The following is a 12,349-nucleotide window of genomic DNA, read 5'->3' as shown; positions in this document are numbered from 1 at the left end:
AGCCATGGGGCATCTCAAGCGTGAGAGCGACAAGATCGGCAGCGTGCTGGACGTGATCAAGTCCGTGGCCCAACAAACCAACCTGTTGGCCCTCAACGCCGCTATCGAGGCAGCACGGGCCGGAGAGGCCGGACGTGGTTTTGCCGTGGTCGCCGACGAAGTGCGCAGCCTGGCGCAACGCACCCAGAAATCCACCGAAGAGATCGAAGAGCTGATTGCCGGCCTGCAAAGCGGTACTCAGCAGGTCGCCACCATCATGGACAACAGCCGTAGCCTCACCGACAGCAGCGTGGAGCTGACTCGTCGCGCTGGCGGTTCGCTGTCCACTATCACTCGCACGGTCTCGGCGATTCAGGCGATGAACCAGCAGATCGCCGCAGCCGCCGAACAACAGAGCGCCGTGGCCGAGGAAATCAACCGCAGCGTGCTGAACGTGCGGGACGTTTCCGACCAGACCTCGGCCGCCAGCGAAGAGACCGCGGCCTCCAGCGTCGAACTGGCACGGCTGGGCACCCATCTGCAGATGCTGGTGGGCAAGTTCAGGGTTTGAAGTGATGCAGATGCCTCGGTTGGCTTGGGACCGAGGTGATGCCATCGCGAGCAGGCTCGCTCCCACAGTGGCTTTTCGGTGTGTGCACTATTTGTGCTTCACACAGGACCAATGTGGGAGCGAGCCTGCTCGCGATAGCGGTCTGACAGGCGACGAGGTTATAGAACCTGCCGCAAAAACGCCTGCGCCCGCGGGTCCTTCGGCGCATCGAAGAACTCGGCCGGCGAGGCGTCTTCCAGCAGTTTGCCGTGATCGAAGAACAGCACCCGATCCGCAACTTCCCGCGCAAAGCCCATTTCGTGGGTCACGCAGACCATGGTCATGCCTTCCACAGCCAGGGTCTTCATCACGTCCAGTACTTCGCCGACCATTTCCGGGTCCAGCGCCGACGTCGGCTCATCGAACAACATCACTTTAGGTTCCATGGCCAGCGCCCGGGCAATCGCTACCCGCTGTTGCTGACCGCCAGAGAGCCGCGACGGAAACTCGTGGGCCTTCTGCGCGATGCCGACCTTTTCCAGCAAGGCCAGGGCCTTGGCCTCGCGCTCCTGCTTGCCGCGCTTGCGCACGACTTTCTGCGCCAGGCAGAGGTTTTCCAGCACGGTCATGTGCGGGAACAGATTGAAGTGCTGGAACACCATCCCGACTTCGCGGCGGTAAGCGTTGACGTCGGTTTTCGGGTCCGCCAGTTGCAGACCGTCGATGCTCACCGAGCCCGAGTCGAATGCTTCCAGGCCATTCAGGCAGCGCAGAAAGGTCGACTTGCCGGAACCGGACGGGCCGATCACCACCAGCACTTCGCCCTTGGCCACTTGGGTGGTGACGTTGTCGACCGCACGGACCACTAGGCCGCGGGTGTCGAAGACTTTTACCAGATCGCGGACTTCAATCACTTTGCGCGAGCCTCCGCTCAAGCCGGCTGGCGATTTTCGACAGCGGCAGGTTGATCAACAGGTACAGGCCCGCCACGCAAAACAGGATTTCGAACGGCGAGAACGAGGTGGTGATGACTTCACGGCCACTCTTGAGCAGCTCGGTAATAGCGATGACCGACACCAGCGAGGTGTCCTTGACCAGACTGATGAATTGCCCGGCCAACGGTGGCAGCACGCGCTTGAACGCTTGCGGCAACACCACGTGGCGCATCGACTGGCCAGCGCTCAATCCCAGCGAACGGGCAGCTTCGTTCTGCCCACGGGCAATCGACTGCACGCCGGAACGAATGATCTCGGCCACATAGGCACCGGTGAACAGCGACAGTGCGGCGATCCCGGCAAATTCGCGGGACAGGTTGAGCACCGTACCGATGAAGAAGTAGAAGATAAAGATCTGCACCAGCAGCGGCGTGCCGCGCACCAGTTCGATGTAGACGGTCGACAGGTCGCGCAGGGTCGGGTTGTTCGACAGCCGGCAGAGGCCAGTCGCCAGGCCGATCAGCAGCCCGAGCACGCCCGACACCAGCGACAGCCACAACGTTGTCCACAGGCCCCACAACAGCGGTCCTGCCGCCCAATGCCGGGTCACGCCAACCACATCGCCTTCCGCCACGTCGTCGCCACGGGCCACTTGCAGGCTGTTGTCATCAACGCTCAGCAGTTGTTCGACCCCGGCGTCATTGCGCAGGGTCACTTCGGCCTTGCCGCCAGTGCGCACCAGCTCGCTGACGGTGGAAATGTCAGCGGCACGCTGGGTCTCTTCGGCCTGATAGGCGAAATACTGCGGCACGCGGTTCCAGCGCCATTCGTAAGACATCAGCGAGGTGGCGTAGTACAAGGCGCCAGCCATGCCGATCAGCACCAGCACGGTCAGTACGTGCCAGGGCCATTGGGCTTTTTTCTGTTTCATTAGCTTTGAGAGTTCCGAATTCTGTGTTGCCAGGAAAACTGCCATCGCGAGCAGGCTCGCTCCCACATTGGACCGAGTCGTCAATAAATACGCAGTCAATTGTGGGAGCGAGCCTGCTCGCGATTGGAGCGGCGCGGTGTCATTGACACCCCGCCGCAATCAGCCTTATTCCATGTCCTTGAGCCAGCCGGAGTCTTTGAACCACTTGTCATGGATGCGATCGTAGGTGCCGTCTTCGTGGATCTGGTGCAGGAAGTTGTTGATGAAGTTGATACTGTCGTAGTCACCCTTCTTCAGACCGAACGCCAGTGGCTCGTAGGTGAACGGCTTGTCGAGGAACACCAGTTTGCCGTTGCCGACCTTGTTCACTGCCACGACGTTGTAGGGCGCGTCATAGATGAAGGCGTCAGCCTTGCCGTTGACCACGTCGAGCACGGCTTCCTGCTCGTTGTCGTAGCCGTGGTACTTGGCTTTCGAGATCAGCTTCTTCGCGACCATTTCGCCGGTGGTGCCGAGCTTGGAGGTGATGCGGTAGTCCGCGGTGTTCAGGTCTTTGTAGGAGGTGATGGTGCCTTCCAGTTCCTTGCGGATCAGCAATGTCTGACCGACCACGATGAATGGTTCGCTGAAATTCAGGCGCAAGTTGCGTTCCTGGGTCAGGGTCATGCCGCTGCCGATCATGTCGAACTTGTCGGTCATCAGGGCCGGGATGATCCCGTCGTAGCCGGTGGAGACCATCTCCAGCTTGACGCCCATGGCCTTGGCCATGGCTTTGAGGATGTCGACTTCGAGCACTCGTCCGTTTGCACAAGGGGGCAGAAGGGGATTTGTTGTTTGCTGATCACTCACGCAAAAAAAAGCCCCGCTCGGTAGCGGGGCTTTTTCATCAGGCCGGTTGTGCCTGTGCGCTCAGCGGTCTGAGCGGTAACAGCGGTGCATGAGGATCGGCTTTCACCGACGCTCGCCAGGCACCCAGCCACTCGGCGTGACCTTCGCTCCRGACCTGCTCATGCAGGCGACCCAGTGCCACCGGATCGCTCAGCAATTGCAGGCGTTCATGGTTGTTCAATCCGGCAGGGCCGGCTTTCAGCGCATGGCGAACCCGTTCGATACGCAGCCACTCGATCGGTTCGGCCTGACCGTGACGCGACGTCGCCAGCGCGCATGCCAGGGCATTCTGCTGCGGATCGACCACGGCGCGGATGAAGCCGTCGTTCAGTGCGTGCCAACGGTTTTCGTGGGTGTACTGATCGGTTGCCAGCAAGGCTTGCGGCGGTGCGTATTCCTCAGGGATCAGGAACAGGCTTTCGTCGCGGGACTTGAGGCCCAGCTTCACGCGGCTGGAGATCACCGACACCGGGATCGACAGCATCAACGAACCGACGATCGGTACCAGCCACCAGAGGAAACTCGGGTTCAGCCAGACCACCAGCAAAGCCCAGAAAAAGCCCAGCAAGGTTTGCGGACCATGGCGGCGCACCGCTTCGCTCCACGGTGTGGAGTCGTCGTCACGTTGTGGCGAGTTCCAGGTCGCTGCCCAGCCGAGGAACGCGGCGAGTACGAAACGGGTGTGGAAGATCATCCGCACTGGCGCCAGCAGCATGGAGAACAACATCTCCAGCAGCATCGACAGGGTCACCTTGAACTTGCCGCCGAACTCTTTCGCGCCCTTGGCCCAGATCAGGATGATGCTCAGCAACTTCGGCAGGAACAGCAGCACGATGGTTGTCGAGAACAGCGCAACAGCCTTGTCCGGGTGCCATTGTGGCCACAGCGGATACAGCTGTCGTGGCTCCATGAAGTACTGCGGCTCCATCAGCGTGTTGACCGCCAGCAGCGCCGTCGACAGCACCAGGAAGAAGAACCACAGCGGCGCCGACAGGTACGACATCACGCCGGTCAGGAACACCGCGCGGTGCACCGGGTGCATGCCCTTGACCAGGAACAGCCGGAAGTTCATCAGGTTGCCGTGGCACCAGCGACGGTCACGCTTGAGTTCGTCGAGCAGGTTCGGCGGCAGTTCTTCGTAGCTGCCGGGCAGGTCGTAAGCGATCCACACGCCCCAGCCGGCACGGCGCATCAGCGCCGCTTCAACGAAGTCGTGGGAAAGGATCGCCCCCGCGAATGCGCCTTTACCGGGCAACGGCGCCAGGGCGCAGTGCTCGATGAACGGCTTCATGCGGATGATCGCGTTGTGGCCCCAGTAGTGGGATTCGCCCAACTGCCAGAAGTGCAGGCCGGCGGTAAACAGCGGACCGTATACCCGCGTGGCGAACTGCTGCATGCGCGCATACAGCGTGTCCATGCCCGAGGCACGTGGCGCGGTCTGAATGATCCCGGCGTCCGGCGTGGCTTCCATCAAGCGCACCAGACTGGTCAGGCATTCACCGCTCATCACGCTGTCGGCATCGAGTACGACCATGTATTTGTAATCACCGCCCCAACGACGGCAGAAGTCGTCGAGGTTGCCGCTCTTGCGTTTCACACGACGGCGACGGCGGCGATAGAAAATCCTGCCAAAGCCCTTGGCTTCGCGGCAGACATCCAGCCAGGCTTGCTGCTCGGCAACGCAGATATCGGTGTCGTTACTGTCACTGAGGACAAAGAAGTCGAAGCGATCCAGGTCACCGGTGGCGGCGACCGACTCGAAGGTCGCACGCAAACCGGCGAACACCCGCGGTACGTCTTCGTTGCAGATCGGCATCACCAATGCAGTGCGAGCGTCCTTGGGAATCGGCTCGTTGCCAGCGCTGGCGCCGGAAATACGGTACTTGTCGTGCCCGGTGAGCAACTCGAGGAAGCCCATCAGTGCCGTCCAGAAACCGGCCGATACCCAGCAGAACAGAATCCCGAACAGAATCAGGATGCTGGTTTGCAAGGCATAGGGCAGCACTTGCGTGGCAGTCTGGAGCAGCGGTTGGTGCAGGACTTCGTTGAGGTCGACGAACGACCAGCCCTGGTACGGCATGATGCCTTTCATGTACCAGCCCGCGACGATGGTCTGGCCCAGCATCAACACCAGCAGGATGTAGCGGCGGATCGAACCGACAGTGCGCCAGCGAGCCGCCGGCAGCACGCGCTCATCCTTCGGTGGTGCCGGAGGATTGGTGCGACCGGTCAGGCGACGCCAGCCACGCACCAGGATATTGGTACGCCATGGCTCGGGCACGACCTTGGTCCGACGAATCGGCGGGGTTGCCTTCAGGCACACACGACCGGCGGCGTCGAGCGCCAACATCTCGGCTTCTTCCAGCTCCTCGGCGGAGTTGAGGGTCAGCCGGCGACCGACCGAAGCCTGGTTCGCTTCGCCCGGTGCGTCGAAGGTCGGCGACGACAGGCGCTCATGCAGTTCGCTGAAAGATGTGCAGCCCGCAAGTTCTGCGCGCTGCTCATCGGTCATTGGCAAATGTGCCAGATACTCGTTGAGAGTTTCTGGCTGTGCTTGGGAATTACTCATCGGCTGGCAACTGGTAGCTCCAGGTCTCGGTCAGCACTTGTTCAGTCTTGGCTGCATCCGGGGCAGGAGGTGTGGCAGGGGCTGCTTCGGCAGCGGCAGGCTGCTTGGCGTCTTTGTCTTTCGCGTCCTTGGATTCCTTTTCTTTCTTCTCGAGTTGCTTGGCGGCGATCTTGTCGGCCTTGGCAATGGAAGAATTGGCGTATGGCACCGAGGCCTTGGCCGGCTCAGGGGAGGCGATTTCCTTGACCAGCGCAGCACGCATCTCGGTGGATTTGCTTGGGTCCTTGATCTTCATGCGCAGGGTCAAACGCCAGCCCTGGGTTTCAGGGTTGTAGCGCACGCTGTTCTCGACCACTTCGGCGTTGTCGCCAACACTGACCTGGCTGTGAACCGGTGCATCTTCCGGCAGTGCCTTGAGGGACGGCTGTCCGCCGAATGCAAGGCAGCTTCGTCGATGGTCCAGTGCAGACGATAGGCGAAGTCCAGCGGCTGACCAGGCTCAGGCAGTTTTTCCGGGCTCCAGAAGGCAACGATGTTGTCGTTGGTTTCGTCGGCAGTCGGGATCTCTACGAGGTCGACAGTACCTTTGCCCCAGTCGCCCTGTGGCTCGATCCAGGCGCTTGGGCGCTTGTCGTAGCGGTCATCGAGGTCTTCGTAGTGGCTGAAGTCACGGCCACGTTGCAGCAGGCCGAAACCACGCGGGTTCTCAACCGAAAAGTTGCTGACGGCCAGGTGTTTCGGGTTGTTCAACGGGCGCCAGATCCACTCGCCGTTACCGGCATGGATCGACAGGCCGCTGGAGTCGTGCAGTTCGCGACGGTAGTTGAGCACTTTCGACGGCTGGTTGGCGCCGAACAGGAACATGCTGGTCAGTGGCGCGATGCCCAGTTTGCTGACCTTGTCACGCAGGAACATCTGCGCCTTGACGTCGACAATGGTGTCGCTGCCCGGACGCAGGGTCAGGCGGTAGGCGCCGGTGGCACGCGGCGAGTCCAGCAGGGCGTAGATCACCAGGTGCTTGTCGGTCGGCTTGGGTTGCTCGATCCAGAACTCGGTAAAGCGCGGAAACTCTTCACCGGACGGCAACGCAGTGTCGATCGCCAGGCCACGGGCGGACAGGCCATAGGTGTGGCCTTTGCCGACGACGCGGAAGTAACTCGCGCCGAGCATGGTCATGATTTCGTCTTGCTTGTCGGCCTTGTTGATCGGGTACAGCACACGGAAGCCGGCATAACCCAGCTTTTCGGTGGATTTAGGATCGAACTTCACGTCGCCGAAATCGAAACGACTTGGGTCGTACTTGATCTCTTCAACGTTGTTGGCGGTGATTTCGTTGATCTTCACCGGCGTGTCGAAGTGCATGCCCTGGTGATAGAACGACAGCTTGAACGGGGTTTTCTGGTCGGCCCATTCGGCTTTTTCGGTCAGGAAACGAATTTTCTGATAATCCGCGAATTTCATCTCACGGAATTCGTTCGGCAGATTGCTGCGCGGGGCTTCGTATTTTTGCCCGGCCAGCTCTTTTGCCTTGGCCGACACATCATCCAGATTGAATGCCCAAAGCTGGCCAGCGCTGAGCAGGCAAAGCAAAGCAGAGCCCGTCACCAGTGCGTTTCGTAACCGTTTGGCAGACAATTTTGGTGCATTACAGGGACTAACAATCACGAGCAACCCTCGCCGAAAACAGATCAAAAAACCAACGGCCAGCTATCTATATGCCAGGTTGGCGAGCATTGTTCCGACTCCGATGGGGCTAAATGATTCCCCAAACGGTCGCGGACAAGTCTCTACCTAAGTCAAAAATGGGCCAACGAACGCTGATCCCCGTAGCGCGGGATTATCTAGTAGGCCGCGTTACAACGCATCAGGGGTAACAAAGTATTTATCGCGAAAAACCCCTGTTTTCGACCGAAACACGCCTGAAAAGATGTTTCAAGCGTCTTCAGGTCTGTAACAGGAAGGTTACCGGGCCATCATTGACCAGATGCACCTGCATGTCTGCGCCAAATCTACCTGATGCCACTTTGCCATGTAACTGCTGCGCTTTGGTCAATATATAGCCAAAAAGCTCTTCTCCGAGTGCCGGTGGGGCCGCGGTAGAAAAGCTCGGACGCAAACCATTTTTGGTATCGGCGGCCAGGGTGAACTGCGAGACCAACAGCAAACCACCGCCGACATCGGCCAAGGACAGATTCATCTTGCCCTCGACATCACTGAATACCCGATAGTTAAGCAGCTTATGCAGGAGTTTGTCGGCGCTGGCCCGTGTGTCTTGCGGCTCGACCGCCACCAGCACCAGCAAACCCTGGTCTACAGCGCCAACAACCTCCCCCGCCACTTCGACGCGTGCATTTCGCACGCGTTGCAACAGGCCCTTCATGCTTCTTCAGGCGGTAAATCAAGCAAACGCCGGGCCATCTGGCTGGCCGCACGCACCAATGCATCGGTAATACCCGGTTCGGACGCTGCGTGCCCGGCATCGCGGATCACCTGCAGTTCGCTGTTCGGCCACGCCTGATGCAGTTCCCAGGCATTATCCAACGGGCAGATCACATCGTAACGGCCATGGACGATGACGCCTGGCAAATGGGCGATCTTGCTCATGTCGCGAATCAGCTGGTTCGGCTCGAGGAACGCGTTRTTGGTGAAGTAGTGACATTCGATSCGGGCRATSGACARYGCRCGCTGSGGYTCGGAGAARCGRTCSACCACCAKCGGGTTCGGCCGCAAGGTMGCSGTGCGGCCTTCCCAGGTCGACCAGGCCTTGGCCGCGTGCATCTGGGCAATCTGGTCGTTGCCGATCAGGCGCTTGTGGAATGCGCTGAGCAGGTCGTCGCGCTCGTCCAGCGGGATCGGCGCGATGTAGTCCTGCCAGTAATCCGGGAACAGACGGCTGGCGCCGGCCTGGTAGAACCATTCGATTTCCTGCGGGCGGCAGAGAAAGATCCCGCGCAGGATCAGACCGTGCACACGCTCCGGGTGGGTTTGTGCGTAGGCCAGGGCCAGGGTCGAACCCCAGGAGCCGCCGAACAGCACCCATTTCTCTATCCCCAGGTGCTGGCGAATCCGCTCAAGGTCGGCGACCAGATCCCAGGTGGTGTTGTTTTCGAGGTTGGCGTGGGGGGTGGAACGACCGCAGCCGCGCTGATCGAAGGTAACGATTCGGTACAGGTTCGGATCGAAGTAGCGCCGACTCTGCGCATCACAACCGGCCCCCGGGCCACCGTGAATGAACACCACCGGCAAACCTTCCGGTGAACCGCTTTCGTCGACGTACAGCGTATGTATTTCATCGACGGCCAGATCGTGCCGGGCGTGGGGTTTGATCTGCGGGTACAAAGTCTGCATTGCGCGCYCCGTAAGGGGTCGAGGTCATCCCTGGGGGGACTTCAATTATTCTGCCGTCCGGCATCATAAACCCGAATTACCTGAATGAGCATGCCCGCAAAAAATCAGACCTCGCTTACAAGAAACCGATGCAAATACGCCAACAGGTTTTCATAGAGCAGATCCACTTCCGCGACCTCGCCCCGGCCCCGCAAACACCCGTGAATCAGCCCTTTGCCTGAATACAGGTTGACCTCGCCCCCTGCGGCTTCAAGTCGCCGGGCATAACGGACGCCGTCGTCGCGTAGCGGGTCGAACTGAGCGACGGCAATCATCGTCGGCGGCAGACCGCTGAAATCATCGGCGAGCAATGGCATGGCGTAGGCCGGCGGCTGCCGCGTACCGCGCAAGTACAACGCGTGATAGCAGTCCAGGTCGCTGCTGCTGAGTAGCGGCGCATCAGCACATTCGCTGCGTGATGGAAGACTGGCGTCACCGCCCAGCCCTGGGTAAATCAGTACCTGAGCGCACGGCAAGCGCTCGCCCCGGTCGCGCAATGCCAGGCACAACGCGGCGGCAAGATTGCCACCGGCGCTGTCACCGGCCACCAGCATCCGCGTCGCGTCCAGCGCAAACCGGCTCGCCCCCGCACAGAGCGCTCGCCAGACGCTCAGGCAGTCATCGAACGCCGCCGGAAAGGGATGCTCCGGTGCCAGTCGGTAATCGACGGCTATCACCAGCACACCCAAAACCGCCGACAACTCGGTGCAGATGAAGTCGTGCGAATCCAGATCCCCCACGACCCAGCCACCGCCGTGCAGATAAAGGATGCACGGCCAACCCGAATCCGGCGGTGCCACCGCTGGCTGGTAAGACCGAACACCAACGCCTTCCAGCGTAAAGTCGGCGACCTCCAGCCCGTCCGGGCGGGCCGGAGTAAATGCCCGGCACATTTGACTGTAAGCCTGACGCAGCCCGTCCAGGCTGCTGTCAGGGCTGTTGAACCTGAGGGTTTTCTCGACAAATGCCGAGAGCTGCGGTGAAAGCGGGTAATCGGACATGCTGGAAAGACCTGGGTAGCAACGGGTGTAGACGATTCAGAGTCTGCATGTAACCTGTGGCAAGCGGGCTTGCCACAGGTTCCTGCGTTGGCTTTCGGGCCTATTTCAGGCTGGCTTGTACCGCCGCCACGCCATCCTTCTTGCCATCGAAACTGCTGACACCCGCCAACCAGCGCTGAAGATCCTCGGGATGGTCACGCAGCCATTGCCGGGCGACTTCCTGTGCGGTCTTGCGCTCCATGATCGGCACCATCAACTGGCTTTCCTGGGCGGCAGTGAACGTCAGGTTTTCCAACAGACGGTTCACGTTCGGGCAACGCTGGGCATAATCCGGCGCGGTCACGGTCGAGACCGTCGCCGCTCCTTCGTTAGGGCCGTACACATCCTCGCTGCCAGTCAGGTAGTTGRTCTTCATGTTGATGTTCATCGGATGCGGGGTCCAGCCGACGAACACCACGAACTCCTTGCGATTGATTGCCCGCTGCACGGCGGCCAGCATGCCGGCCTCGCCGGATTCGATCAGCTTGAAGTCCTTGAGGCCAAAGTGATTGGTCTCGATCATGGTCTTGATGGTGGTGTTGGCGCCGCTGCCCGGCTCGATGCCGTAGATCTTGCCACCCAGCTGGTCTTTGAATCTGGCGATATCGCCGAAGGTTTTCAGGCCSGCKGCMGCGACRTAGTCAGGYACSGCGAGGGTTGCCTGCGCATCAGACAGGCTGGGTTTGTCCATGACTTTGAGTTGATTGGCGGCGATGAACGGCGCGATGTTCTTGTCCATCGCGGGCTTCCAGTAGCCGAGGAAGATATCCAGGCGTTTGTCGCGGATGCCGGCGAAGATGATTTGCTGCACGGCGCTGGTTTGCTTGCTTTCGTAGCCAAGCCCGTTGAGCAAGACATCGGCCATGCCACTGGTGGCGATCACGTCGGTCCAGTTGACCACGCCCATGCGCACGGATTGGCAGGACGCCGGTTCGCTGGCAAAGGTGTTGGCGCTCAGAAGTGCGGTGCCGGTAAGGATTAACAGACAGCGGTTGAACAGTCGTTTCATCGGAAAGGCTCGCTCGGCAGCTGGTTATTGTGGGCCCGGTGTCTTCGTGCACCGTGCCCACAACGTTACTCAGCCAAGCGTGCACCAAAGCGCCCTGAGGCGACTGTGTTTTGCACAGTGGCGACTGTCCCACCACCCTGTGGCGAGGGAAGTTACCTTGTGGGAGCGAGCCTGCTCGCGATGGCGGACTGACAAGCAACAACTATGTTGAATGCAATGGCCTCATCGCGAGCAGGCTCGCTCCCACAGGGTTATGCGCCGTAGTGTTTCTGCCCCCAGGCCAGCAAGCCTTGCAGCAACTCCTTGAGCACCACCTGCGTCGGTGCCGCCAGGTCAGGCCGATAGCGGAACGGTTCGACCTCTTCCATGTAAGTGCACTGCCCCAACTCCAGCTGCACTGCGTGGATGTTTTCGGCCGGATTGCCGTAATGACGGGTGATGTGACCGCCCTTGAAACGCCCGTTGAGCACATGGCTGTAATCCGTGTGCCGGGCGCAGATCGCTTCGAGCTGGCTGGCCAGCTGTGGATCGCAACTGGCGCCGTTGAACGTGCCGAGGTTGAAGTCCGGCAACTTGCCGTCGAACAGGTGCGGGATCACCGAACGGATCGAATGCGCATCGAACAACAGCGCATAACCGAACTCGGCTTTCAACCGCGCGAGTTCTTGCTGCAGGGTGCTGTGGTACGGCGTCCAGACTTTCTCCAGGTAAGTCGCACGCTCCTGTGCAGACGGCTCCAGCCCTTCGCGGAACAACGGCACGCCGTCGAACAATGTCGCCGGGTACAGGCCAGTCGTCGCACCGATGTACAACGGCTTGTCGTCAGACGGCCGGTTAAGGTCGATGACGAACCGCGAATACTCGGCGGCCAGGGTGCTGGCGCCCAGCTCGGCGGCAAATTCGTAGAGCGTGGGAATATGCCAGTCAGTGTCCGGCAGGCTTTGTGCCTCGGGAATCAAACCGGCTTCAACCGCAGGCGTCAGACGCACGCCAGCGTGAGGCATGCTGATCAGCAGCGGCACCCGGCCTTGTTTGAAGTTCAGAACCTTATCCACAACTGT

The 12,349-nt window shown here is 60.4% G+C and carries 9 protein-coding genes and 2 pseudogenes; 1 reads left to right on the top strand and 10 read right to left on the bottom strand.

Annotated elements, in window-relative coordinates; genetic code table 11:
* Positions 1–550 (top strand): methyl-accepting chemotaxis protein (locus AC1DH9_RS02080; RefSeq protein ID WP_477807728.1); only part of this gene is annotated, 550 nt, incomplete at its 5' end.
* A 158-nt stretch (positions 551–708) separates the two neighbouring features.
* On the opposite strand, the gene AC1DH9_RS02075 is transcribed toward AC1DH9_RS02080, so the two are convergent.
* The 10 genes and pseudogenes from AC1DH9_RS02075 to hutG all read right to left on the bottom strand — a co-directional run bounded on the left by AC1DH9_RS02075 (position 709) and on the right by hutG (position 12,343).
* On the bottom strand, positions 709–1,443 hold the full coding sequence (locus AC1DH9_RS02075) for an amino acid ABC transporter ATP-binding protein (RefSeq protein WP_427537682.1): 735 nt from the start codon (positions 1,441–1,443) through the stop codon (positions 709–711).
* Complete coding sequence (locus tag AC1DH9_RS02070; RefSeq protein ID WP_054595200.1) at positions 1,436–2,395, bottom strand: amino acid ABC transporter permease; 960 nt, start codon at positions 2,393–2,395, stop codon at positions 1,436–1,438. The genes AC1DH9_RS02075 and AC1DH9_RS02070 overlap by 8 nt, the downstream gene beginning before the upstream one ends.
* Before the next feature lie 165 nt (positions 2,396–2,560).
* Positions 2,561–3,184 (bottom strand): annotated as a pseudogene (locus tag AC1DH9_RS02065) (transporter substrate-binding domain-containing protein); the annotation flags it as partial.
* Between the two features lie 97 nt (positions 3,185–3,281).
* Positions 3,282–5,852 (bottom strand): glucans biosynthesis glucosyltransferase MdoH, encoded by a 2,571-nt coding sequence (mdoH, locus tag AC1DH9_RS02060; RefSeq protein WP_477807727.1) that lies wholly within the window; start codon positions 5,850–5,852, stop codon positions 3,282–3,284.
* A pseudogene (locus AC1DH9_RS02055) lies at positions 5,845–7,391 on the bottom strand (glucan biosynthesis protein G). The gene mdoH and the pseudogene AC1DH9_RS02055 overlap by 8 nt, the downstream one beginning before the upstream one ends.
* A gap of 403 nt (positions 7,392–7,794) precedes the next feature.
* Positions 7,795–8,232 carry a D-aminoacyl-tRNA deacylase gene (gene dtd / locus AC1DH9_RS02050; RefSeq protein WP_427537670.1) on the bottom strand — a complete coding sequence of 146 codons (438 nt, stop codon included), beginning with the start codon at positions 8,230–8,232 and terminating at the stop codon, positions 7,795–7,797.
* The gene (gene pip / locus AC1DH9_RS02045; RefSeq protein ID WP_477807726.1) at positions 8,229–9,200 is read right to left on the bottom strand and encodes a prolyl aminopeptidase; all 972 of its coding nucleotides are present in this window, start codon (positions 9,198–9,200) and stop codon (positions 8,229–8,231) included. The genes dtd and pip overlap by 4 nt, the downstream gene beginning before the upstream one ends.
* Before the next feature lie 104 nt (positions 9,201–9,304).
* Positions 9,305–10,240, bottom strand: coding sequence for an alpha/beta hydrolase (locus tag AC1DH9_RS02040; protein WP_427537664.1), 936 nt, complete (start codon positions 10,238–10,240; stop codon positions 9,305–9,307).
* A gap of 100 nt (positions 10,241–10,340) precedes the next feature.
* The gene (locus AC1DH9_RS02035) at positions 10,341–11,288 is read right to left on the bottom strand and encodes a choline ABC transporter substrate-binding protein (RefSeq protein ID WP_477807725.1); all 948 of its coding nucleotides are present in this window, start codon (positions 11,286–11,288) and stop codon (positions 10,341–10,343) included.
* A 251-nt stretch (positions 11,289–11,539) separates the two neighbouring features.
* Positions 11,540–12,343, bottom strand: coding sequence for an N-formylglutamate deformylase (gene hutG / locus AC1DH9_RS02030; protein WP_427537658.1), 804 nt, complete (start codon positions 12,341–12,343; stop codon positions 11,540–11,542).
* Between the last annotated feature and the right edge of the window lie 6 nt (positions 12,344–12,349).

It is taken from the genome of Pseudomonas sp. 05T35 (genome assembly GCF_056396605.1).
The sequence above is the reverse complement of the archived record's forward strand: the minus strand, read 5'-3'. Positions and strand labels throughout refer to the sequence as shown.